Genomic DNA, 23,693 nt, shown 5'->3' with positions numbered 1-23,693 from the left:
CCCCGGCGCGAGGGCGACGGTTTCCGCGTCATTACGGTGTCGTTAATGTCGAGATCATCATTGATATGGGCGATATCGCGCTGATACCGTCGCCCATCATGACTCCCGTGACCGAACGCAGCCCCGCTCTCGACGCCGCCTCGAAGGCAATCGTCGAGCAGCTGCAGGAAGACGGGCGCCGTTCCTACGCCGAGATCGGCAAGGCCGTCGGCCTGAGCGAGACCGCCACGCGCCAGCGGGTGCAGAAGCTACAGGACGCCGGCATCCTGCAGATCGTCGCCGTCACCGATCCCCTCCAGCTCGGCTTCGCCCGACAGGCCATGATCGGCGTGCGGGTCTCGGGCGACACCCGCGTCGTGGCGGGGCAGATGACGGCGCTGCCCGGGGTCACCTACGTGGTGTCGACCGCCGGCTCCTTCGATCTGCTCGTCGAGGTCGTCTGCGAGAGCGACGACGACCTGATCGACCTGCTGAACGACCGCATCCGGTCGCTCCCCGACGTCGTCTCGACCGAGACCTTCGTCTATCTCAAGCTCCACCGTCAGCTCTACAACTGGGGAACGCGATGACGCTTTTCGAAACCGACCTCAACACCGACCTCCAGGCCAAGGCCCGCGATCACCTCTGGATGCACTTCTCGCGCCAGTCCACGATGACCGAGGGCCCCGGCGTCCCGATCATCGTCAAGGGCGAGGGCCATCACATCTGGGACGCCGCGGGCAAGAAGTACATCGACGGACTCGCGGGCCTGTTCGTGGTCAACGCCGGTCACGGGCGTCGCCGCATCGCCCAGGCGGCCGCGAAGCAGGCCGAGCAGCTGGCGTTCTTCCCGCTGTGGTCCTACGCCCACCCGGCCGCGATCGAACTGGCCGAGCGACTGGCCGACCTCGCCCCGGGCGACCTGAACCACGTTTTCTTCTCCACCGGCGGAGGAGAGGCGGTCGAGACGGCGTTCAAGCTCGCGAAGCAGTACTGGAAGCTCCAGGGCAAGCCCTCGAAGCACAAGGTCATCTCGCGGGCGATCGCGTACCACGGCACCACGCAGGGGGCCCTGGCGATCACGGGTCTTCCCGTCATGAAGCACATGTTCGAGCCGGTCACCCCCGGCGGGTTCCGCGTGCCCAACACCAACTACTACCGGGCCGCCGAGTCCGGCTTCGGCGGGGGCACCCCCGAGGAGTTCGGCCTGTGGGCCGCGGATCGCATCGAGCAGATGATCCAGTTCGAGGGACCCGAGACCGTCGCCGCGGTCTTCCTCGAGCCCGTGCAGAACGCCGGTGGGTGCTTCCCCGCCCCGGCCGGCTACTTCCAGCGCGTGCGAGAGATCTGCGACACCTACGACGTGCTGCTCGTCTCCGACGAGGTCATCTGCGCCTTCGGCCGTCTCGGTCACTACTTCGGCGCCTCGGCCTACGACTACCAGCCCGACATGATCACCTTCGCCAAGGCGGTGACGAGCGGATACTCTCCCCTCGGCGGCACCATCGTGAGCGACCGCCTCTACGAACCCTTCGCCCACGGCGACGCGTCGTTCCCCCACGGCTACACCTTCGGCGGCCACCCGGTGTCAGCGGCAGTGGCGCTGGAGAACCTCGACGTCTTCGAAGAAGAGGGCCTGCTCGAGAACGTCCGCCGCAACTCCCCGGTCTTCCGCTCGACCCTCGAGCGCCTCCTCGACCTGCCGATCGTCGGTGACGTCCGCGGCGACGGCTACTTCTTCGGCATCGAGCTGGTGAAGGACAAGACCACGAAAGAGACCTTCGACGACGACGAGTCCGAGCGGCTGCTGCGGGGCTTCTTGTCCAAGGCCCTCTTCGACGCCGGCCTGTACTGCCGAGCGGACGACCGCGGCGACCCGGTCATCCAGCTCGCCCCTCCCCTCACCCTCGGACCGACCGAGTTCGACGAGATCGAGCAGATCCTGCGCTCGGTGCTGCAGGAGGCTTGGACCCGACTCTGACCTCACGGGATGCCGGCGCGACCGATGCCGGCATCCCTCCCCCGCCCGCGAGCCGCGCTCGCCGGGCGGTCTCCATCCCGCTCCCACCCCTGAGCGGTGCTCACGATGCTGTACCCGACACCATCCCGATCGCGCACCCGAGCGCAATCCGCACCCTCCAGGAGGAGCCACGAACGAGAACACCCGCGCCGCCGCCCCCACGGCGAACTCCGGCGCTACGCTCGCCCGCACCCTCGGCCTCTGGTCGATCGTCGGTCTGGGTCTGGGGTACATGACCCCGACCGTCGTCTTCGACACGTTCGGTCTCGTCGCCGACAAGACGAACAACGTCGTCCCGGCCGCGTACGCCGTGGCCCTCGTCGTCCTCGTCTTCACCGCCGTCAGCTACGGCAAGATGGTCCGCGTCATCCCGAGCGCCGGCTCCGCGTACACCTACGCGCGCGAGTCCATCCACCCCGGCGTCGGCTTCGTGGTGGGCTGGACGGCCCTCATCGATTACATGCTGCTGCCGATGGTGAACGCCCTCATCCTCCGCAGCTACATGGAGGCATTGTTCCCCGACGTCCCGGGCTGGATCTGGGTCGTCGTCTTCACCGCGGGTGTGACCGGGGTCATCTACCTGACCATGCGCGGCACCTCGAACGTGAACATGATCCTCCTCGTGTTCTCGATCCTCGTGATGACCGTGTTCGTCGTCATGGTCGTGGTGCAGCTGGTCGGCGGGGCGGGGGCCGGGACTCCGGTGTCGATCGCCCCCTTCGCCCACAGCGACGTGCAGTTCGGCGCGGTTCTGGCCGGAGCCACGGTCGTGTGCTTCTCGTTCATCGGGTTCGATGCGGTGTCGATGTACTCCGAAGAGGCGAAGACGCCCAAGATCATGCCGCGCGCGATCCTCCTCACCCTGGTGGTCGGCGGCCTGATCTTCCTGATCGCCTCGTACGTGACCCAGCTGCGCTTCCCCGACGCGACGGCCTTCCCGCAGGAGGCGATCGAGGACAGCACCCTGCCCGAGATCGGCGTGCAGGTCGGCGGGCCGGTCCTGCAGGCGGTGCTGACCGCCGCCGGGTTCGCCGCGACCCTCGCGTCGTGGTTGGCGTCGCACGCCTCGGTGTCGCGCATGCTCATGGTGATGGGACGCAACAACGTGCTCCCGCGCAAGGTCTTCGGCTACATCAACCCCCGCACCCACACCCCGACGCTGTCGATCCTCATCGTCGGCCTCGTGAGCCTCTTCGCGATCTCGTTCACCCTCGAGCAGATCGCGGCGTACATCAACTACGGCGCCCTGGTGGCGTTCACCTTCGTCAACATCTCGGTGATCGCCTGGTTCGCCGTCCGCAAGGGACTCCGCAAGACCCCGGCCGACATCGCGCGTTACATCGTCATGCCCGCGACCGGCATGCTGCTCACCGGTCTGCTGTGGGTCAACCTCGACATGCACGCCCTCGTGGGCGGTCTGATCTGGACGGGCATCGGGGTGGTGTACCTCGTCGTCCTGACGCGCGGGTTCCGCCGACCCATCGCCTCGTTCGACGAGAACCAGCCGGTCACGGGCGTCTCCAAGACCGTCGCCGGGCCGCGCTCCGAGGTCTGACCGGTCGCCGCTGTGGGTGCGTCATCCACCCACAGCGGCGACATAGGCGATTGATACCCGCTCCCGTTATCGCCGGGGGATTCTGTGCGTCGTGATCTCTCCCGTCCCTCTCGCGCGCTGGTGGCGTGAACCCTGGTGGGCCCGGATCTCGCTGACGCTGATCGTCGCGGCATTCGTCGTGCTCACCTGCTGGAATCTCGCGCGCGGCGGAGACTTCTCGTTCTACGAGGCGTCCGCGCGGTCGATGTCGCAGTCATGGCACGCCCTCTTCTTCGGCGCCTTCGATCCGGATGCCACCGTCACCCTCGACAAGCTCAGCGGCTTCGCCGTGCCCCAGGCGCTGAGCATCCGCCTGTTCGGCATGTCGATCTCGGCGATCGCCCTGCCGCAGGTCGTCGAGGGCGCGGTGACCGTCGTGGCGTGCGCTGTGCTCGCGCTGCGGTGGGGCGGACGGGGCGCGGGCCTCGTCGCGGCGGCCGCCGCCGCATCGACCCCCATCTTCGTATCGATGTTCGCCCATCCGATGGAGGACGGACTGCTGACGATGGCCCTCGCGGTCGCCCTGGTGTGGTGGCAGCGCGCGATCCTCACCTCGACCTGGTGGCCGCTCGTCCTGTGCGCTCTCTTCATCGGTGTGGGATTCCAGGCCAAGATGATGGCCGCGTGGTTCCTGCTGCCCGCCCTCATCGCCGGCACGCTGGCGGCGACCGAGGGATGGCGTCGCGGCCCGGTGCGCGCCGGGGCGCTCACGTGCGCCGCCGTCGTGGCATCCGTCGCGTGGATCACGATCGTCGCGCTGGTTCCCGCGGGCTCCCGTCCTTACGTGGACGGTTCGACGAACGACGACGTCTTCGCGATGGTGTTCGGGTACAACGGCCTGGATCGCTTCGTGCCGGGGGCCGTTCCCGGCTCGGTCGGCGCCCCGACGTCGGTAGGCGGGCTCGGCGCGACCCTCGCCGCGATCGGACACGCCCTGACCACGCACGCCCCCGCGAGCTCGGGGGGTTCGCCGACGCTCACGAAGCTGCTCGAGTTGCCCCTGGTCACCCAGATCGGGTGGCTGTACCCGGCGGCGCTCGCGGGGATCGCCCTCGGCATCTGGCGTCACCGGCCCCGGCGGGGGCGTCCTCTCGCGCGGGCCTCCGCGACGCGCTCCCCCCTCGTGGTGGTCGCCGCCGTGTGGTTCGCGACGGCCGCGGCCGTGCTCACCCTCGCCCACGTTCCGCACACCGCCTACGTGGCGGCTCTCGGCGTTCCGATGGTGCTGCTCGTCGTCGTCGCGTGGGTCGAGGGGGTGCGGCTGCTCCGTTCCGCGCGAACGAGCGTGCGGCTCGTGCTTCCGGCGGTCGTCGTCGTCCAGTCGATCTGGTGGGCCGTCCTCATCGCCGAAGCCCGCCTCCCCGAGGTGTTGCTCATCCCCGCGGTGGCGGTGGGCGCGGTGGGACTCGCGATCGGCGCCGTCGCCGCCCTGTCGCCGCCGGCCGCACTCCCCCGCGTCCGCTGCGTCGCCCCCGCCGCTCTCGCCGTCGCTCTGCTCTGCCTGCCCATCGCGACGAGTCTGCAGGTCATCGACGACGCCCGTGACGGCAGCGGGGGCGATGCCTACGTCGGCGTCACCGCCCGCGGCGGCCACCCCGACGAGACCTTCACGGTGTCGGCGCCGGCGCCCTGGGGCGGTAGTCCGCAGATGAGTCCCGCCGTCGCGCAGATCGTGCAGGCGGCCCGCGAGCACGGCGGCGGCGCGAACGGCCTGCCCCTCTTCGTGACCGACTCCTGGGCGCTGTCGTCCCAGGTGATCGACGCCACCGGGGCGAGCGTCCTCACCGACGGCGGCTACAGCGGGCACGTCCCGGTCTTCACCACCGAGGAGCTCGACCAGATGGTCCGCAGCGGCCGCGCGCGGCTCTTCGTCGTGGCATCCGGGGCTCCCGAGGGCGATCCGGTGCGACGGGTGGCGACGGGGCCCGGATGCCACGAGGTCGATGACTGGAACTTCAGCCAGGCGAAGGAGGGCGGCGAGGTCGACAAGGTGACCGGTGCGACCCTTTACGCGTGCACATCGGGGTGACGGCCGCCACGGCGCGCGCCGCGCCGCCGGTAGACTTCAGCCAGTGAGCAGCACCCGAACCGAAGCCGCGTACCTGCGCTCGGTGACGGCGTTCAAGAACCCGACGCTCGATCTGCTGCACGGGCGCTTCGCCCCGTTCGTCGTCGCGGTGCTGTCGATCGTGTTCACCCCCGATCGCCCCGCCGTCGCGGTCGCCGACGCCCACGTCGAAGTCGCCGAGGCGATCGACGAACTGCGCGCCGCCGGCATCGACACCGACGACGACCGCCGCATCCCCGCCGGTACCGCGCGCGAGATCTGCCGCGGGTGGGTGCGCGTGGGCTGGCTCGGCCTGCAGATCGAAGACGACGTCGAGGTCTACCGCCTGTCGGCGCACGCCGTCGGCGCCCTCGAGATCGCCGGTCGTGCGGGCGGCGGCCGGGCGCGGGTCTCGCGCTCGCGCGTGCGGACGCTGCTCGACGCCGTCGACCGCCTCGCGCGCGACGCCGAGAGCGATCCCGCGCGGCGCCGAGAGGCCCTGCTCGAGGAACGGGCGGCTCTGGATGCCGAGATCGCGGCGCTCGACGGGGGCGTCGTCGAACCGCTCGACGACGACCACCTGCTCGAAGAGGCCGAGAACGTCATCCACCTCGCGCGCGAACTGCCGGCCGATTTCTCGCGCGTGGCCGAATCTATCGCCGCGATGCAGCGCGACGTCGTGGCCGAACTCCGTCGTGATGTGCGCCCCACCGGCGATGTGCTGCGCGAGTACCTCGAGCGCGGTCGCCAGGTGATGCAGGCGACCCCCGAGGGCCGGGCGTTCCAGGGAGCGCTGCGCCTGATCGGCGACCCCGAGAACATCGACGACCTCACCGACCAGCTGCACGCCGTGCTCACCCAGCCGTTCTCGCGCCTGATGACCCCCGAGCAGCGCGGAGAGCTCGACGCGATCGCCAGGCGCGTCGAGGCCGGCGTGCAGGAGGTGCTCACCGCCCAGCGACGCGCCTCGCACGTCATCACCGCGCAGGTGCGCACGCACGACCCGATCCGCGACCGGCAGGTCGACGATCTGCTGCGCTCGGTCATGGCGGGTCTGCACCGCTGGAGCCAGACCCGCTCCCCCGGTCGCGTCGAACCGGTGCGCACCCTGCCCCTCGCCGACATCGGGCACCTGCGCCGCTCGCTCGGCGACGTGCGTCCTCCCGGGGCGCCGGCGCCGTTGGCATCCGGAGACTCCGACGTCGAGTTCGTCGACGCCGACACGCGCGCGTGGGGCGGCCCGCACTACGCCGAACTCGAGGCGTACGTGGCCACGCTTCCCGGGGGCTTCGACCTCGCGACGGCCTTCGCCGGAGCGGATGCCGAGACCCGGCGCCCGGTCGACCTCGTCGGCCTGCTCGAGATCGTCCACCGCGAGGGCCTGGTCGAGACCGACGACGTCTCGATCGTCGAGGCCGTCCGTCCCGACGGCACCACCCGGCGCTTCGCCTTCGGCGCGGTCATCGCCGCGCCCTCTCGCGTCTCGGACGCGGAACCCCCGACTGCCACAGAAACGGATGCCGATGACTGACATCGACCCGTCCGCCCCTGACACGGACACCCCCGCCTTCATCGCCCCGGTGGCCATGGAGAACGACCCCGACGCGCTGTTCGCGGGCGACCGCGGCACGCTCGACGCCGACGTGCGGCGCGTGCTGGTGCGGATCCTTCAGCGGCGCTTCCTCGTGGCCGACAACTCGCCCGCCGAGTGGAAGCTGCTGCTCGAGCACCAGCAGATGATCGAGTCGCGCCTGAACGACCTCTTCGTGCGCCTCGTCGTCGACCACGCCCGCGGCGTCGCCTACAAGGAGCAGGTGCGCAGCGACGACGTCGACGTGCCGATCCTGTTGAAGGACGAGGCGTACTCGCGCGCCGAGACGCTCGTGCTCGTCTACCTGCGCACGGTGTTCCAGCGCGAGACGACCGCCGGCACGGCATCCGCCCGCGTCGACGTCGAAGAGGTCGAGCAGACCGTGCTCACTTACTTCAGCGAGACCGACGGCACCCGCGCGAGCCAGCAGCGGGCCGTCCGCACCGCGATCGCGCGCCTCGACCGCGAGGGCATCATCGAAGAGGAGTCCGAGGGGCGCTACCGCATCGGGCCGCTCATCGAGATCGTGCTCAGCGCCGAGGTGCTGCGCGATCTGCAGCGGTGGTTGGAGGAGCAGACACGGGATGCCGACACCCCGGCGCCCCTGATCGATGACGCCGAGGCCGTGGCATCCGGAATCCTCGAGGAGGAGCGCGCATGACCATGCTCGAGACGCTGTTCGGGCTCATCCCCGCGGCCTCCCGCGGGCAGCAGTGGGTCGCCGAAGACCTGCAGCTGATCAACTGGGGCGGATACGACGGCACGCACCGCGTGCGCTTCGCGCCGACCGCGACGCTCCTGTGCGGCGGATCGGGCTCGGGCAAGTCCACGCTCATGGACGCGTACGTCGCACTGATGATGCCGCACACGACCCCCTTCAACGGCGCCTCGAACGGCGCGGTCGTGGGTCGCCCGCGCGGCCAGGAGCAGCGCAACATCCTCTCCTACGGCCGCGGCAAGCTCGACGAGTCGCGCACCGACGAGGGCACCAAAGTGCGGGTGCTGCGCGGCGACGGGGTCGACACGTGGACCGCGATCGGCATGACCTGGGCCGACCACGACGGCGCGCGCTTCACGGCGGTGCGGGCCTGGTACTTCCCCGCCGCCGCCCGCACGCTCGACGACGCCGTCAAGGTGCGCGCGACCGTGCACGGGGCGTTCGACCTGCGCCAGCTCGAGCGCGCGGCGCAGAGCCACCTTTCCGACTCGGCCGTGCGGGCGGCGGGCCTCGACACCCTCGCGACCGACCGCGAGTTCTCGGCGCGGCTGCACGCCGTGCTCGGCATCGGCGCGGCGGGAGCGGGCTCGAAGGCGATGAGCCTGCTCGCGCGCATCCAGGCCGGTCAGCAGATCACCACCGTCGACGACCTCTACAAGCGCATGGTGCTCGAAGAGCCCGAGACGCTCGCCGTGGCCGACGCGGTCGTCACGCACTTCGACGGGCTCGAGTCGACGCGCACGCGCATGCTCGAGGCCCGCCAGCAGGTGCGGGCCCTGCAACCGATCCGCGGCATGAAGACGCGCATCGACGACGCCGCCGAGCGCCTGCGCCTGATCGACGCGCTCGGGCGCTTCGGCGACCCCGAGTCGCGCGCCTCGCTCTGGCGCGCGCAGCGACGGGTCGACCTGCTCGAAGCGGTCGAGGCCGAGCTGCGCGACCGCACGCACGCCACCGACGCGCTCGTGCGCGAACGCCAGGCCCTCGCCGACGCGGCAGAGGCCGAACGCGAGGCACTGGGCGACGTGCTGCGCGCGGCGGGCGGCGACCGGCTCGACGCGGCGCAGCGCGAACTGCGGACCCTCGAGCGGCGCCTCGCGGGCATGCAGCGCGACCGCGAACGGTTCGAAGCGGCCCTCGCCGTGCTCTCGGTCGAGGTCGCCACCGAGAAGCAGTTCACCGCGCTCGTCGCCGAAGCGCGGCGCACCCTCGCCGACACGGGTGCCAAGAGCGCGGTGCGCGACGCCTTCGTCGCTGCCAGCAGCCGGCACACCGACCTGCGCCAGCAGCTCGCCGCCCTCGAGGTCGAGCACCGACGCACGCAGACCCGCGACGACAACATCCCCCCGCGCCTGCACGAGGCGCGCGAGGCGCTGGCCGAGGCCGCGGGGCTCACCGCCGCCGAGCTGCCCTTCGTCGCCGAGCTCGTCGACGTGCGCACCGAATTCGAACCGTGGCGCGGGGCGTTCACCCTTGCGCTGGGCGGATTCGCGACGACGCTGCTCGTCGATGCCGCGCACCTCTCTGCGTTCCGCGCCGCGATCGACAGCGTGCGACTCTCGGAGCGCCTCCGATTCGAGGGTGTTCCTACCGACCTTCCCGAGCGCGGGGCGCTGGACCCGGCGACCCTGCCCGGGCGCCTGGAGTTCCGTTCCTCGCCCTTCACCGGCTGGCTGCAGGACCGCCTCGAGCAGCAGTTCGCGTTCGTCTGCGTGGATGCCGCGTCGGAGCTCTCACAGCACCGCATGGCGCTCACGATCTCGGGCCAGACGAGTCAGGGCGCCCGCGGCGCCCACGGCGGCTCGGCGCGGCAGAGCATCCTCGGTTTCTCGTCCCGCGTGCGCCTCACCGAGCTCGGCGAGCAGATCGTCACCGTCCGGCGCGACCTCACCGCCGCCAAGGCCGCGGTCGACGAGGCCGCCGCCGCCCTCGACGCCTTCGACGACCGGCGCGGCGCCCTCGAGAAGATCGCGGACCTGTCGTGGGACCAGGTCGACGTGGCATCCGTCGAACGCGATCTCGACCGCTGGAACGAGACCGTCGTCGAGGTCACCGCGGGAAACCCCCGCATCGCCGAGCTGCAGGAGCAGATCTCGGGCGCGAAGGCCCGCGTCGCGCGCCTGCGCGAGGAGATCGGCGGAGCCAAGACCGAGCAGCAGACCCTCGCCGCCCGCTGGGCCGAGATCACCGACGACGTGGATGCCGCTCAGATCCTGCTCGAACGGGCCGAGGACCGCGAGATGACGCTCACCCCCGACGAGGTCGCGTACCTCGACGGGCTGTTCGTGGCGCCCTCCGGCGATGACGTCTCGCCCTCGCAGCGGCTCGCGCGGTTCGACGCCGCCCTCGAGTCGGCGTCGAAGCGTCTGCTCGAGGAACAGCGTGCGACCCAGGAGACGTGGAGCGACCAGCGCGAGAGCCTGCGCCGCACGATGACCGCGTTCACCGACCGGTGGCCGAGCCCCAACCTGCTCGCCGACCCCGATGAGGCGCTCGGCGACTTCGAGCGGATCCTCAGCGAGCTCGAGGCCAGCGGCCTGCACGAACTCGAAGCGGAATGGCGCGACTCGCTGCTGCGCCTGTCGGGCAACGACCTCACGAGCCTCGACTCGGCGCTCACGCGCGCCCTGCGCGAGATCCGCGAGCGCATCGCCCCGATCAACGACATCATGCAGGACCTGCCGTTCTACGACGACGACCACCGCCTCCAGATCGTTCCGCGCGAGAGCCAGTCGGAGGTGCGCAAGCGCTTCCGCCGCGAGCTGCGCGACGTTCGCGCGGCGATCGACGCGGCCTCGACAGACGAGGAGCGCGAGGGCGTGTACGGGCGCATGGCGCGGTTGATCAACCGCATCCGCCCCACCGCCCCCGACTTCGCCGACCTCGTCGACGTGCGCAACCACGTGCGGGTCAGCGCCGAGCGCTTCCGCGCCGACACGGGCGAGCACGTGGCGCTCTACGACCACATCGGCGAGAAGTCGGGCGGCGAATCGCAGGAGCTCATCGCCTTCATCGTGGGTGCGGCCCTGCGCTACCAGCTCGGGGACGCCGGATCGGAGCGCCCGCGCTACGCCCCCGTCTTCCTCGACGAGGCGCTCATCAAGGCCGACGCGCACTTCACCAAGCGCGCGATCGGCGCCTGGCGCGGCCTCGGCTTCCAGCTCGTCATCGGTGCACCGAACGACAAGTACAGCGCGATCGAGCCGCACGTCGACGTCGAGTACGACATCCTCAAGGACACCCGCGGGCGCTCGTGGGCGAAGGCGAAGGTGGGCGTTCCGGGCTGATCCGTCGAGCACCCTCAACGGGTTACGCAACCTCCGTCGTCACGGGGGTGTCCCCGGCTGAGGATGTGCGGATCACGGCGGTTATGAGGCGTGCTCAGCCCTCACGAGCGCGGAGCGCGTCGTCGACGCCGCGCAAAGCGACGGTTCCGGGACCCTGGAGGGTGGCGCGAGCTGAGGGCACCTCGCGGAAATATCGCACCACGGTGGCGACCTGATTCGGATCGGATCCGAGCGCGAGCATGGGCGCCTCGACTCGCGGACCGGAACCGTCGGCGATGAGATGCAGTTTCGCGACAGGGCCGGCCCCGACCCCCACCTCGGCGAGTTCGTGCCATGCCCAGTCGACCCGACCACGACCGCGGATACCCCTGAGCCCCTCGGCCGTCACGTGCAAGCCCGCCGGCTCACGCAGACGCACCGCATTCATCACGATCACGCCGACGCCGAGCAGTCCGAGGGCATACGGCGCGCGCGTGAGCAGGAACGACGGCATCGTCGGCAGGTCCGCGATGTCGACCACGATCTGCGCGACCGCGGGTAGCAGCAGCAGGCCGCCGAGCACGAACGGCACCGCGGTCGCGGCCGGCGCCGGACGGAACCAGATCCCGGATGCCGACTGGTCGATGCGTAGGAGGCGTTCCTGGATCGTGCCGAAAAGCACGTGCAGGCAGGCCGCGGCCCCGAGGATGGTGAGGGTCAGCGCTCCCATCACCAAGCGCAGCCCGAGTCGGTCATCGGCCACGGCCATGAGCACGGGCAGCACGGCGAACAGAACTATGACGGCGACGAGCCAGGTGGGGCGCCGGCCGTTCGGGAAGACGGGAATCCGCGGGTCGGGGGACGGAAGTCGGGGAGACGTCGTGCTGATGGCCACAGTCAGTTCACTCCTTGATTCGGCTGCGATCGGGGGGACGGAGGAACATATCCTTCCAACCGCGGCTGACGCCCGGTGAAGAAGTCGTCGACGGTTTCGCGTGAGTCGAGGGGGACCGCGGCCTCCCACAGCCACCTTGCTCCGGCTCCGATGGCTAGGCCGCCGATGACCGTCCCGCCGATGACCCACCCGACCGGATTACTTCCGAGGGCGGCTGCCGCAGCCCCACCGGCCGCCGCACCTCCCGCACCGCCGGCCATGCCTCCCGCGATCTCCGCGACGCCGGAGCTGAGCGAACCGCCCTCTGCGACATCCGCGGCGAGGGAGACTACGTCGATCACGTTGCCGGCGATGGGGAGCACGCGGGTCACGCGCGACACACGGCCGATCTGCTCCGCCAGCTCCTCCACCCCCGCTCGCATTCCGTGAGGGTCCGCCGCCTCGGCCGCCGCCCGCAGTGCCGGGTTACCGGACCGGAGCTGGTCGCGGAAGGTTTCCGCCGCGGACTGGAGAGAATCGTGGTCTTTGCGCCAGGTGCTCAGCGTCTGATCGTAGAAGCTCTCGTACCCGTCGAGCACGGATGTCGCGAGGGATTCGTTGCCCTTGGCCGCGATGGCCGACACCGTGCCGGAGAGCTTCTGCAAGCCCTCGACACGAGCGATGAGCGGAGCCATGTGTTCCCCGACCCACGCGTCGAGTTCGCCGGTCATCGTGCCGATCTGCGCGCCGAGGTCGTTGTAGCTCGCGATCAGCGAGACGTACTGGTCATACGCCTCGAGGTCGGCGTCCGGCGCGCCGGGACCCGGGCAGTACGACAGGGACGTCGTCGGCGGCAGCACGGTCGTTCCAACGACGTCGAGGCCGACGGCATCCGCTTGAATGCGGAGCGTGGCGACGTCTTCTTGCGCGCGCTCTAGTCGAGCGGAGTATGCGCGGAACACCTCTGCCGCATCGCTGAGGTAGCTTGACACCCCATCCGCTCGGTTGCGGATGTCGCCGACCACCGACCTCCACGCGGTTCCCGCTTCGCCCGTCCAGTAGTTGTTCGAGTCACCCCAGAGGTAGGTCAGCTCGAGGTCGGCGCCCGTGTACGCCTCTTTCACGCGCTCGAGCCACTCCGCGACGGCGCGCACGCTCGCCGGGTCGCCGGGAATCCTCGCGTCGATCGGCATCAGTCCGCGAGCCCCTCTTCGAGTCGTGAGATCTCGCTCTGCATTTGATCCTCCGTCGCCTGCACGTCGTCGAGCACGCTCTCCGTCACCGCACCGACGAGGCGCACCGCCCCGGCGTACTCATTTGCCGCCTCCGCCGCAGCGCCGGCGATAAAGCCGATGAGCGCGGAAGCGGCCCCGCCGTCGGCCGCGGGCGGAAGGGAGGCCAGCGCCGCGTCGAGACGGTCGACTTCGTCGACGACGAGACCCATCCGCCGCACCATGTTGTCGCGGTCGACGTAGATCGCGTCACTCATCCGAGTCGCCCTCCCCGACGTGACTGAGGGGGTATGTCGAGGTCGAATGCGACGACGTCGAAGGGCTGCATCTGCCGAATGCGATCGAGCTCCGAGGTCATCAGCAGCATCCACGGTTGTTCGCGCCCGCATGCGTCTGCGAGCCTGTCCAGCGCCGTGTACGCGAGCAACCCGCGCCGACCGTCGACGAGCTTCTGAACGACAGCCAGTTGGCCGCGCCCCTCGGGATCACTCACCAGGGGCAGGTAAAGGGCGGGCGGCACGATGACCTCCCGCCGCATCGTGTCTCCCCTGTTTCCGCCGAGCGACATCAAAGATCCCCCATCTCCGAACCGTCCGGACAGTTTAGTGCGGGCAAGAGATCGGGAATGTCCGCGACCCTCTCTACGCTGTGCTCAGGGGCACGGCGGAAGGCGGCAGGCATGCAAGGACTCGAGATCACGGTTCTGCTGGGAGTGGCGATGCTCGTGGGCACCGTCCTGGCTCCCCGGCTGCGCGTCGCGACACCGCTGGTGCTGCTCGTCATCGGCCTCGCTCTCGGCTTCATCCCCGAGCTGCGCCAGATCGAACTGCCGCCCGAGACGGTGCTGCTGCTGTTCCTCCCCGTCATGCTGTTCCGCGAGGCGTGGACGACGTCGCTGCGGTCGGTGCGCCGCTCGCTGCGCTACATCATCCCGATGAGCACGCTGCTCGTGGTGGCATCCGCCTTCGCCGTCGCGGGCGTCGCGACGCTGATGGGCGTGCCGTGGGAGGCCGCTCTCGTGCTGGGCGCCGCGGTCGCCCCGCCCGACGCCACGGCCGTCGCCGCCCTCGGCCGCCTGCTGCCCGCCAAGACCTTCATGAAGCTCAAGGCCGAGAGCCTGACGAACGACGGCACCGCCCTCGTGCTCTACGCGATCGCCGTGGCTCTGCTGCTCGGCGACCAGATCACCCCGCTGCAGATCACCGGCATGGTGCTGCTGTCGTACCTCGGTGGAGCCGCCGCGGGCATCGCCGTGGCGGCCGCCGCGTTCTTCGCCCTGCGGCGCATGCAGTCCACCCTGACGATCAACCTGACGATGGTTCTGGTGCCGTTCGTGTCGTTCCTGATCGCCGAGCTCATCGACGCCTCGGGCGTGCTCGCCGTCGTGTTCGCGGGCCTCATCATGGCGTGGGTGTCGCCGCGCATCACGACGGCGATGTCGAGAAGGGCGGCGGATGCCACGTGGCCCTTCGGCGTCTACCTCCTCAACGGCGCCCTCTTCGTGCTGATCGGGCTCGAGGTGCAGCTCGTGCTGCACGAGATCTCGGGGTCGGAGATCGGCATCCTGCTGCTCGTCACCGTGGCCGCGTGGATCGCCCTGTTCGTCGTCCGGTACCTGTTCCAGTGGATGTTCTCGCCGTTCTCGCGGCCCGCCGCGGGATCGTCGCGGTCGCTGCGGCATCGATCGCGCATCGTCAGCACCGTCGCCGGTTTCCGCGGAGCCGTGTCGCTCGCCATCGCCCTGTCGGTGCCGGTCACCACGGCTGCGGGCGACCCGGTGGCCGGACGCGACGCCATCGTCTTCGTCACGGCGGGTGTCATCGTGCTCACCCTGCTCGTGCAGGGGCCGCTGCTGCCGGCGGTCATCAAGTGGGCGAAACTCCCCACCGACGACGCCGCGATCGAAGAGTACGAGTTGGCGGAGCGCGCGATCTCGGGCGCCGCCCTGGCGGCCCTCGACGATCTCGCGGCCGAGCACGGCATCAGCGACCGGGTGCGCGACCGCGCGCGCCGCGAGGGCTACGAACGGCTCGAACTCGCCAACGCCCGGGCGGTGGCACGGCAGCGCGCGATCGAGGAGCGCGACCTCGCCGAGCTCGACGCCTCGTTCGACGACGCCTCGTCGACCGGTCCCGTCCCTCCGGACGGACCCGACCTCGATCAGCGCCGCACCGAAAGCGCGCCACAGGGCACGGACGACGACGGCACCGCCTTCACCGGCCCCCTCCAGATGATCGCGGTCAGTGACGACATCGACGTCACGCAGCGTTCTCCGCTGCTGCGACACAAAGAGGCGCAGCGACTGCGTCTCGCCGTCCTCGAACGCAAACGCGAGGTCTTGCTCCGCCTGCGCCGCGAGGGCACGATCGACGACCTCATCGCGCGGAAGATCCTCGCGGGCCTCGACCTCGAAGAAATCCGCGCGCGCGGTATCGAGAAGGCGAGCGACTAGCCGCGGCGGGGCGGTCCGAGCCCCACTCCCGCCACCCGGCGGCCTCCTCCCGGCTTTCTCCCGCCGCCCGGCGGGGACGCGCACCGGGAGCCGCGCCGCATGATCGAAGCGGACGCGACGCGGCGTCCCCGACGAAGGAGTCACCGTGACCGTTTCCGGCATCCTGCCCCGCCCGCCCTTCGACCCCGAGCTCGGCCCCATGCTCGAGGTGATCGGCCAGATGGTTCCGCCCACCCTGACCGCCGAGATGCTCCCCGCGCTGCGCGGCGGAACGTTGCCCGGCCTGCCCACGCCCGCCGAGATCCTCGAGTCCGCGCAGCTGCAGTCCCGCGACGTCACGATCGCGGGCTACGAGGGCGCCGAGATCGTCGTCTCGGTCATCGAGGCGAAGGGGCGCACCGGCACCGGACCCGGCATCTTCCACACCCACGGCGGCGGAATGATCATGGGCGACAGGTTCACGGCCGTCGAAGCGTTCGCGGAGTGGATCCACCGGTACAACGCCGTGGTCGTCACCGTCGAGTACCGCCTCGCTCCCGAGTTCCCCGACCCGTACCCCGTCGAGGACTGCTACGCGGGGCTCGTGTGGACGGCCGAGAACGCCGAACAGCTCGGGATCGAGCACGAGCGTCTCCTCATCGCCGGCGGCAGCGCCGGCGGCGGTCTCGCCGCGGGTGTCGCCCTGCTCGCCCGCGACCGGCGGGGACCCCACCTCCTCGGGCAGATGCTGATGTACCCGATGCTCGACGACCGCGATGCGACCGTGTCGACGCACCAGATCGACGGCGTCGGCGTGTGGGACCGCGGCAGCAACCTGCTGGGCTGGAACGCGCTCCTCGGTGAACGCCGCGGCACCGACGACGTCTCGATCTACGCCGCGCCCGCGCGGGCCACCGACCTGTCGAACCTGCCCCCGGCGTTCATCGACTGCGGGAGCGCGGAGGTGTTCCGCGACGAGGACGTCGCGTACGCCTCGGCCATCTGGGCGGCCGGTGGACAGGCCGAGCTGCACGTCTGGCCCGGAGCGTTCCACGCCTTCGAGGGATTCGCCCCGCAGGCCGCCCTCTCGCACGACGCCGTCGAGGCGCGCGACCGGTGGATCCGACGGATCCTCGGGTGACGGGCGGTTCTAGGCTGGGCGCGACGAGGGAGTGACCCATGCAAGAGCTCGCGGGACGACTGAAGGTGCTCGACCCCGCCGCGAGCGAGTCGGTGAAGATCATCGGATACTTCGACTCGCTCGTGGCCGGGGGCGCGGGAGTCGAGTCGGTCGTGCGAGCCGCGGCGATCCTGAGCGGGGTCCCCGCCGGCGCGCGGGTGCGCGGGCGGCTCATCGGCGTCGACGCCGACGGTGCGCGCACGGCACCTCGAGAGCCCGAGGGAGCGGATGCCGCCGACGCGCCGCGCGTGTGGCTCGAACGCCCCGACGGCGCAGGCCTGAACGACGCCATGATCGTCGACCGCGCGCAGGTCGCCCTCTCGATCATCGTCGCGCGCGCCGACCCGACGATGAGCGCGGTCGAACGCGTGATCGACGCGACGACCTCACGGGTGGATCGCGAGGCCGCCGCCCATCGCCTGCGCCTGAGCGGAGCGGTGCGCGTGGTGGCGGCCCCGCCCACCTCCCCCCACGCACTCACGGCATCCACCGTCCTGGCGACGAACGAGGGAGCGGTGTGGATCGGCCTCGGCGACGTCGTGCCCGCGGACGGACCCGTCGGAACGAGCGTCGCGAGCGACCTCGACGATCTCCCCCGCGCCTGCGCCGACGCCCGTCTCGCGCTGCGCCTCGCCGACGACCGACACCGGGTGATGGATGCCGCCGACCTCGGCGTGCTGATCCTGCTGGCGCGATCGTTCGAGGCGTCGGCCCCGCGGCATCCCGATGTCGAGGCTCTCGACGCTCTCGACGCCCGTGCTGTCGAAGCCCTCGACGTGGTCATCGACAGCGAGAGCATCCGAGCGGCGGCGACACGTCTGTCGATGCACCACAGCAGCCTGCAGTCGCGCCAAGAGACGTGGACGCGTCAGCTCGGGTACGACCCGCTGAGCCCCCGTGGGCGTGCCCGGTTCATCGCCGCGCGGATGCTGCAGCGGCTGAGCTGAGGCTTCGCCGGATCCGCGCGAGACGGGCGGGCCGACGGCGACGACTCTCGATCGCAGTGCGCCAGGCGGACCGGGCACGCGGGGTCCGCGGCTGTCGTTCGGGGCGCCGCGCGTCCCGGCTCTGCGCGAAACCCCGCAATCGCCAGCGGAAGCATTCCGCTGAATCGATCGGCGACGGATAATGAGGGTTCCCGGACGCAAGGACGCTCCCCCGTGATCAAAGAGCCCCGCAGCGAGTTCGTGGGCCGCCGCCGCGAGCTCGACGATCTCTCCGGCGCGCTCTCGCGCAATCGCCTCGTGACCCTGACCGGAGTCGGCGGGGTCGGCAAGACGCGACTGGCGGCGCGCGCCGTCAACGCGCACGCCTCTCGAATGTCGATGAGCGTGGTGTTCGTCGCCCTCGACCGGGTGAGCGACCCGCGGCGCGTGGCCGACGCGATCGCTCAGGCGCTGCCCTATGGAGAGCTGTCGACGCGCGAGCCGGTGGAGTTCATCGTCGATGTGCTCGCCGACGATCGCACTCTTCTGCTGCTCGACAACTGCGAGCACCTCATCGACGCCGTCGCCTCGCTCGTGGATGAGCTGCTCGACGCCCTTCCGCAGGTGACGATCGTGGCGACCAGTCGGCGGCGCCTCGATGTCGACGGCGAGCAGGTGTTCCCCGTGCCGCCCTTGGCCACCGACGACACGGACGGCGAACCCGCCGAGGCGGTCGCCCTGCTCCTTGCTCGCGCGCGTGCCGCGGACGCCGGATTCTCGCCCTCGAGCGAGGACCGGGCCGTGGCCGCGCACCTGTGCCGCGCGCTCGACGGTCTTCCGCTCGCGATCGAACTGGCCGCGGGGCGTCTGCGCACCCTCTCGATCGCCGAGTTGGCCCGGCGGATCTCGCAGCGCTTCACGCTGCTGCGCACCGGCGGCCGCGCCCCTGTGTCGCGCCAGCGGACGCTGCGCGCGATGGTCGACTGGAGCCACGAGCTGTGCACACCCGCCGAGCGAGCGCTGTGGGCCGCCCTGAGCGTCTTCTCGGGTTCCTTCGACCTGCCGGCCGCGGTCGCGGTCGCGGGCGGAGACGAGGCGACGACCGTGGACACCCTCGACGCGCTCATCGACCAGTCCCTCGTCGAAGCGGACCGCGAATCGGGCCGCTACCGGCTGCTCGAGACGATTCGCGGGTACGGGCGCGATCGAGCCGAAGAATCGGGTGAGCAGGTGCTCCACGTCCGTCGACACCTCGACCACTACCGCGGCCTCGCGCGGCTGGCGCGCACGCACTGGTACGGCCCGGCGCAGCGGCTGATCCTCGCGGGGCAGCGCGCCGACCGGGCGGAGATGGATGCCGCTCTGCGCACGGCCGTGACCCTCGACGCCGATACGGCGCTCGGGCTCTTCACCGACCTCCGTTACCACTGGGGCGTCGGCGGTTTCCTCCCCGAGGGACGACGGTGGGCCCGGCGCGTGCTGGCCCTGCCCGACGCCTCCCCCGCCGCTCGGGCGCCGGCGCTGCTCGTGGCCGCGTGGTTGAGCGTGTTGCAGGGCGCCCTGGCCGAAACGCAGGCGTTGCTCGACGACGCCTGGGCGTTGCGCGACGAGCTCCCGGCCGCCGAAAGGGGTCTGCACGAGGTGGAGTGGCGGCGGTGCAGCGGAAGCCGCGCGCTGTTCGCCGGCGAAGGCGAGCGGGCGGTCGCCGGATTCACGCACTCGATCCGACTCGCGCACGATCTGGGGCATCCCGAAGAGGCGCTCCTCGCGCAGTTCCAACTCACGGTGGCCCTTCTGCAGCTGCAGAGACCGGATGCCGAGACCCCGGCGCGCGAGGGACTGCGGCACGCCGAGGCCATCGGCGAGAGATGGCTGAGATCTCTGTCGGTGTGGGCGATCGCCCTGGCGCTCTACGCCGCCGGGGATCTCGACGACGCCGAGGCGCACGCCCGTGCGGCGCTCGAGATGGAGCAGGGCATCGACGATCCCGTGGGCGACTGCCTCGTGCTCGAACTGTTGAGCTGGATCGACGCCGCGCGCGCACCGAGCGAGCGCACGGCCGTGCTGCTGGGAGCCGCACGAAGCTGGTGGCGCCGGATCGACTCCGGGATCGACGTGCACGGTCCGCACATGCTCGCCGAGCACGATCGCTGCGTGGCGACCGTCCGTCAGCGGCTCGGCGACGAGGCGTTCCGGCGCCTGTCGGCCGTGGGTGAACGCCTCACACCGACCGAGGCGGCGATGTTCGCGGGCGCACCCGGGCGCCCCGCGGCGGGGCTCAGCGCTCGAGAGAGCGAGGTGGCCGCCGGCATCCACGAGGGGCTCAGCAACCGCGAGATCGCCGAGCGCCTCGTGCTGTCGGTGCGCACGATCGACACGCACGTGCAGCGGATCCTCGCCAAGCTCGGGTTCACCTCGCGCGCGCAGATCGCGGCCTGGTTCCAGTCGACGCTCGCGAGCGTTCGGTAGTCCTACGGATACCGCTGCTCCGTCCGGCGTTCGACACTGATCGCGGCGACACCGAGGTCGCCCCCGTCCGAGGAGAGTCCGCATGACCCCTTCCCCTCCCCGTCTGCTTCTCGTCCACGGCGCCTGGGCCGGCCCGTGGGTGTTCGACCGGCTGGGCGCCGAGCTGCGCGCGCGGGGCTTCTCTGTCGACACCGTGGCCCTGCCGACGATCGGCAGCACGGTCGACATGTACGCCGATGCCGCGGCGATCACCGAGAAGCTCGACGCCGCAGACGGCCCCGTGACGTTGATCGCCCACTCCTACGGCGGGATCCCCGCGACCCAGGCCGGTGACCACCCGGCGGTCGAGCGTCTCGTGTACATCGCCGCGTTCGCTCTCGACGAGGGCGAGACGCTCCAGCAGGCGGTGGGCGGCGGCATCCCGGAGTTCTGGGGGATCGCCGACGGCAAGGTCTCGATGGGGCGCTCCCGCGAGGAGCGCATCGCGATGATCACCGCCGACCTGCCGGCCGGGGTGCCCCCTGAGCTCGCGGAAGAGATCGCCGACACGTTCCACCCGCAGTCGCTCGGCGCGTTCACCTCGCCCGTGACCCGCGTCGCGTGGAAGGCGAAGCCGACGACCTATGTGCTCACTCAGCGCGACGAGCTGGTGCCTCCCGCGTTCCAGGAGCACCTCGTCTCGCGTTCCGGTGCCGACGTGGTGCGCGTCGACACCGGGCACACCCCGTTCGAGGACGACCCGGCGTGGTTCGCCGGGGTCCTCGCCGACGCCCTCGCCCCGACGGAGGTGGCGAAGTGAGCGTCACGACGCTGACCGTCGGTCGACTGTTCATCGGCGGGGAGTGGACGGATGCCGCGGACGGCGGCCGCATGGACGTCATCGCCCCGTCCACCGGCGAGAAGATCGCCGACGTGGCTCGCGCGGGTGTCGCCGACGTCGACGCCGCGGTGGCCGCGGCCCGCCGGGCGTTCGATGAGGGCCCGTGGCCGCGTTTGTCGAGCCGCGAGCGTGCCCGCGTGCTGCAACGCGCCTACGCGCTGATGCGCGAGCGCGCCGAAGAACTCGCGCAGCTCGAGAGCCTCGACGTCGGCAAGCCCATCACCTTCGCGCGGGTGGTGGATGTGAACAACGCCGCTGAGCTCTACGAGTACTACGCGGCCCTCGGCCACCGCCTCGACGGCGAGGTCCGCGAGATCACGGCCGCGGCCCACGCGTACGTGCGCCCCGAGCCGCTGGGGGTGGTCGCGGCGATCACGCCGTTCAACTTCCCCCTCATCCTGTCGAGCACGAAGATCGCCCCGGCCCTCGCGGCGGGCAACACCGTGGTGCACAAGCCCGCGAGCGACACCCCGTTGAGCGCTCTGCTGATGGCCGAGATCCTGCGCGACGCCGGAGTGCCCGAAGGCGTCTTCAATGTCGTCACGGGCCCGGGATCGACCCTCGGCGATCACCTCGTGGCTCACCCCGACGTCGACAAGGTCGCCTTCACCGGGTCGACCGAGATCGGAGCCCACGCGGCGGGGCTCGCCGGCCGCAGCCTCACCCCCTTCACCGCGGAGCTCGGCGGCAACGCGGCCAACATCCTCTTCGCGGATGCCGACCTGGATCGCGCCATCCACACGGTGATCTCCGCGTTCGTCTTCAACGCCGGCCAGTTCTGCATGGCCGGTCCCCGCCTGCTCGTCGAGCGTCCCCTGTACGGCGTGGTACTCGGCATCCTGAAAGACGTCGTCCCTCGAGTGCCGTTCGGTGACATCGCGGATCCTGCGACGGTGATCGGCCCGCTCGCGAGCCGAACGCAGCTCGACAAGGTCTCGGCGTTGGTCGAGCGGGCTCGGGCCGCCGGGGCGCGGGTCGTGACCGGAGGCCACGCGGTCGAGCGCGACGGGGGCTTCTTCTACGCTCCCACCGTGATCGCCGACGTGGCCCCCGACGCCGAGGTCGTCGTCGACGAGGTCTTCGGTCCCGTGCTCACCGTGCAGCCGTTCGACACCGAAGACGAGGCCGTCGCCCTCGCCAACGGCACTCCCTACGGCCTGGCCAGCGGCATCCAGACCGCCGATCTCGCGCGGGCGCACCGCGTGGCCGCGCGACTGAGGGCGGGCATCACGTGGATCAACGGGTGGGCGGTGCTCGATCCCTCGGTGCCGTTCGGCGGGGTCAAGGCGTCGGGCTGGGGACGAGAGGGCGGGCCCGAGGCGCTGCAGTCGTACCAGAAGGCCCACTCGATCGTCTTCGACCTGGGCGGTGCCGCATGACCGCGGGGCGCGCGGCTGTCGTCGAGGCCGACGGCCGGATCGTCGTCTCCGACGTCGAGTACGCCGATCCGGGCCCGGGCGAGGTGCTCGTGCGACTGACCGCGACCGGTCTGTGCCACACCGATATCGGGGTGCTGGCCGGCGGCATCCCGTTTCCCACTCCGGGGATCATCGGTCACGAGGGTGCCGGGCGGGTCGAGAAGGTCGGCGCGAACGTCCGCGGGATCAGCCCCGGGGATGCCGTACTCCTGAGCTTCACCTCGTGCGGCGCGTGCGCGGCCTGTGTGTCCGTACATCCCGCGTACTGCGAGACCTGGTTGCCCCGAAATCTGCTCGGGGGGCTGAGAGCCGACGGCTCGGGCGGGATCAGCCGCGACGGGGAGCCCGTGGCCGGGCACTTCTTCGGGCAGTCGTCGTTCGGCACGCACGCGATCGCCGACGAGCGCTCCGTCGTGCGCGTGGCCGGCGACGCCGATCTCACCGTGCTCGCTCCTCTCGGCTGCGGGGTGCTGACCGGCTTCGGTTCGATGTGGAACGTGCTCGATCCGGGGCCGACCGACATCGTCGCGGTCTACGGCGCCGGGGCGGTGGGGCTCTCGGCCGTGATCGCGGCATCGCTGCGCGAACCGGTCCAGTTGATCGCCGTGGATCGCGTCGCGAGCCGTCTCGACCTGGCGCTCGAACTCGGAGCGACAGCCGTCGTCGACGCCTCGAGCGAAGACGTGGTCGCGCGCCTCGCCGAGCTGACCGGGGGCCGTGGCGTGTCGCTGGGTTTCGACACCACCGGACACCCGGGCGTCGCCCGGACGGCGCTCGATGCCGCGGCCGTGCGCGGCACGGTCCTCGTGTGCGGGGCGCCACCGCCCGGAACCGAGATCGGCGTCGACATCCAGGGCATCTTGACCGGCAAGATCCTCCGCGGCGTCACGATGGGCGACGCGGACCCGCGCGACCTCGTTCCGCAACTCGTCGCTCTGCACGCCGCAGGGCGCCTGCCGCTCGAGAAGCTCGAGAAGCGTTACGCGTTGGACGACATCGAAAGCGCGGTCGCCGACATGCACGCCGGCACGACGGTGAAGCCGGTGATCGTGTCCTGAGCGCGGGTCA

17 protein-coding genes and 1 pseudogene are annotated in these 23,693 nt (G+C 71.0%); 14 read left to right on the top strand and 4 right to left on the bottom strand.

Features of this window, described 5'->3' with window-relative positions; genetic code table 11:
• Window positions 1-98: 98 nt before the first annotated feature.
• From BLS25_RS02625 to BLS25_RS02595, 7 genes and pseudogenes are all read left to right on the top strand, one after another.
• On the top strand, window positions 99-569 hold the full coding sequence (locus BLS25_RS02625; protein ID WP_056227624.1) for an Lrp/AsnC family transcriptional regulator: 471 nt from the start codon (window positions 99-101) through the stop codon (window positions 567-569).
• Window positions 566-1,960, top strand: a complete 1,395-nt coding sequence (locus tag BLS25_RS02620) for an aspartate aminotransferase family protein (RefSeq protein WP_074694305.1) — start codon at window positions 566-568, stop codon at window positions 1,958-1,960. The genes BLS25_RS02625 and BLS25_RS02620 overlap by 4 nt, the downstream gene beginning before the upstream one ends.
• A 238-nt stretch (window positions 1,961-2,198) precedes the next feature.
• Window positions 2,199-3,554: pseudogene (locus BLS25_RS02615) on the top strand (APC family permease); the annotation flags it as partial.
• Window positions 3,555-3,645: 91 nt separating this feature from the next.
• Window positions 3,646-5,622 carry a glycosyltransferase family 39 protein gene (locus BLS25_RS02610; protein WP_074694303.1) on the top strand — a complete coding sequence of 659 codons (1,977 nt, stop codon included), beginning with the start codon at window positions 3,646-3,648 and terminating at the stop codon, window positions 5,620-5,622.
• 43 nt (window positions 5,623-5,665) lie between these two features.
• Window positions 5,666-7,171 (top strand): DUF3375 domain-containing protein, encoded by a 1,506-nt coding sequence (locus tag BLS25_RS02605; RefSeq protein ID WP_056227612.1) that lies wholly within the window; start codon window positions 5,666-5,668, stop codon window positions 7,169-7,171.
• The gene (locus BLS25_RS02600) at window positions 7,164-7,892 is read left to right on the top strand and encodes a DUF4194 domain-containing protein (RefSeq protein ID WP_074694302.1); all 729 of its coding nucleotides are present in this window, start codon (window positions 7,164-7,166) and stop codon (window positions 7,890-7,892) included. The genes BLS25_RS02605 and BLS25_RS02600 overlap by 8 nt, the downstream gene beginning before the upstream one ends.
• A complete protein-coding gene (locus tag BLS25_RS02595) occupies window positions 7,889-11,236 on the top strand; it encodes an ATP-binding protein (protein ID WP_074694301.1) in 3,348 nt (1,115 codons plus the stop codon). The genes BLS25_RS02600 and BLS25_RS02595 overlap by 4 nt, the downstream gene beginning before the upstream one ends.
• Window positions 11,237-11,330: 94 nt before the next feature.
• On the opposite strand, the gene BLS25_RS02590 is transcribed toward BLS25_RS02595, so the two are convergent.
• From BLS25_RS02590 to BLS25_RS02575, 4 genes are read right to left on the bottom strand one after another with little or no spacing between them, the layout of a single operon-like run.
• Window positions 11,331-12,110 (bottom strand): hypothetical protein, encoded by a 780-nt coding sequence (locus tag BLS25_RS02590; RefSeq protein ID WP_074694300.1) that lies wholly within the window; start codon window positions 12,108-12,110, stop codon window positions 11,331-11,333.
• Between the two features lie 2 nt (window positions 12,111-12,112).
• Complete coding sequence (locus BLS25_RS02585) at window positions 12,113-13,282, bottom strand: hypothetical protein (RefSeq protein ID WP_074694299.1); 1,170 nt, start codon at window positions 13,280-13,282, stop codon at window positions 12,113-12,115.
• Complete coding sequence (locus BLS25_RS02580; RefSeq protein WP_056227596.1) at window positions 13,282-13,578, bottom strand: hypothetical protein; 297 nt, start codon at window positions 13,576-13,578, stop codon at window positions 13,282-13,284. The genes BLS25_RS02585 and BLS25_RS02580 overlap by 1 nt, the downstream gene beginning before the upstream one ends.
• Complete coding sequence (locus BLS25_RS02575; RefSeq protein ID WP_235556956.1) at window positions 13,575-13,889, bottom strand: SAV_915 family protein; 315 nt, start codon at window positions 13,887-13,889, stop codon at window positions 13,575-13,577. The genes BLS25_RS02580 and BLS25_RS02575 overlap by 4 nt, the downstream gene beginning before the upstream one ends.
• A gap of 111 nt (window positions 13,890-14,000) precedes the next feature.
• Here BLS25_RS02575 and BLS25_RS02570 point away from each other — a divergent pair, with 111 nt between their 5' ends.
• The 7 genes from BLS25_RS02570 to BLS25_RS02540 all read left to right on the top strand — a co-directional run bounded on the left by BLS25_RS02570 (window position 14,001) and on the right by BLS25_RS02540 (window position 23,683).
• Window positions 14,001-15,773: a Na+/H+ antiporter gene (locus BLS25_RS02570; RefSeq protein ID WP_074694298.1), complete on the top strand. Its 1,773-nt coding sequence runs from the start codon at window positions 14,001-14,003 to the stop codon at window positions 15,771-15,773.
• Window positions 15,774-15,918: 145 nt separating this feature from the next.
• The gene (locus BLS25_RS02565; protein ID WP_256335512.1) at window positions 15,919-16,893 is read left to right on the top strand and encodes an alpha/beta hydrolase; all 975 of its coding nucleotides are present in this window, start codon (window positions 15,919-15,921) and stop codon (window positions 16,891-16,893) included.
• A 38-nt stretch (window positions 16,894-16,931) separates the two neighbouring features.
• Complete coding sequence (locus BLS25_RS02560) at window positions 16,932-17,879, top strand: hypothetical protein (protein WP_074694297.1); 948 nt, start codon at window positions 16,932-16,934, stop codon at window positions 17,877-17,879.
• A 213-nt stretch (window positions 17,880-18,092) separates the two neighbouring features.
• On the top strand, window positions 18,093-20,327 hold the full coding sequence (locus tag BLS25_RS02555) for an ATP-binding protein (RefSeq protein WP_074694296.1): 2,235 nt from the start codon (window positions 18,093-18,095) through the stop codon (window positions 20,325-20,327).
• 82 nt (window positions 20,328-20,409) lie between these two features.
• The gene (locus tag BLS25_RS02550) at window positions 20,410-21,126 is read left to right on the top strand and encodes an alpha/beta fold hydrolase (RefSeq protein ID WP_074694295.1); all 717 of its coding nucleotides are present in this window, start codon (window positions 20,410-20,412) and stop codon (window positions 21,124-21,126) included.
• Window positions 21,123-22,586, top strand: coding sequence for an aldehyde dehydrogenase family protein (locus BLS25_RS02545; protein WP_074694294.1), 1,464 nt, complete (start codon window positions 21,123-21,125; stop codon window positions 22,584-22,586). The genes BLS25_RS02550 and BLS25_RS02545 overlap by 4 nt, the downstream gene beginning before the upstream one ends.
• Window positions 22,583-23,683, top strand: coding sequence for an NAD(P)-dependent alcohol dehydrogenase (locus tag BLS25_RS02540; protein WP_074694293.1), 1,101 nt, complete (start codon window positions 22,583-22,585; stop codon window positions 23,681-23,683). The genes BLS25_RS02545 and BLS25_RS02540 overlap by 4 nt, the downstream gene beginning before the upstream one ends.
• Window positions 23,684-23,693: the final 10 nt, after the last annotated feature.

This window comes from Microbacterium testaceum StLB037 (genome assembly GCF_900104345.1).
In the GTDB taxonomy this organism is placed as follows: Bacteria; Actinomycetota; Actinomycetes; order Actinomycetales; family Microbacteriaceae; genus Microbacterium; species Microbacterium testaceum_A.
The sequence above is the reverse complement of the archived record's forward strand: the minus strand, read 5'-3'. Positions and strand labels throughout refer to the sequence as shown.

Excerpts from the sequence above, each read along its gene's own strand:
- BLS25_RS02625 (WP_056227624.1), top strand. The coding sequence starts at position 99 with ATGACTCCCGTGACCGAACGCAGCCCCGCTCTCGACGCCGCCTCGAAG.
- BLS25_RS02620 (WP_074694305.1), top strand. The coding sequence starts at position 566 with ATGACGCTTTTCGAAACCGACCTCAACACCGACCTCCAGGCCAAGGCC.
- BLS25_RS02600 (WP_074694302.1), top strand. The coding sequence starts at position 7,164 with ATGACTGACATCGACCCGTCCGCCCCTGACACGGACACCCCCGCCTTC.
- BLS25_RS02595 (WP_074694301.1), top strand. The coding sequence starts at position 7,889 with ATGACCATGCTCGAGACGCTGTTCGGGCTCATCCCCGCGGCCTCCCGC.
- BLS25_RS02585 (WP_074694299.1), bottom strand. The coding sequence starts at position 13,282 with ATGCCGATCGACGCGAGGATTCCCGGCGACCCGGCGAGCGTGCGCGCC.
- BLS25_RS02580 (WP_056227596.1), bottom strand. The coding sequence starts at position 13,578 with ATGAGTGACGCGATCTACGTCGACCGCGACAACATGGTGCGGCGGATG.
- BLS25_RS02575 (WP_235556956.1), bottom strand. The coding sequence starts at position 13,889 with ATGTCGCTCGGCGGAAACAGGGGAGACACGATGCGGCGGGAGGTCATC.
- BLS25_RS02570 (WP_074694298.1), top strand. The coding sequence starts at position 14,001 with ATGCAAGGACTCGAGATCACGGTTCTGCTGGGAGTGGCGATGCTCGTG.
- BLS25_RS02560 (WP_074694297.1), top strand. The coding sequence starts at position 16,932 with ATGCAAGAGCTCGCGGGACGACTGAAGGTGCTCGACCCCGCCGCGAGC.
- BLS25_RS02550 (WP_074694295.1), top strand. The coding sequence starts at position 20,410 with ATGACCCCTTCCCCTCCCCGTCTGCTTCTCGTCCACGGCGCCTGGGCC.
- BLS25_RS02540 (WP_074694293.1), top strand. The coding sequence starts at position 22,583 with ATGACCGCGGGGCGCGCGGCTGTCGTCGAGGCCGACGGCCGGATCGTC.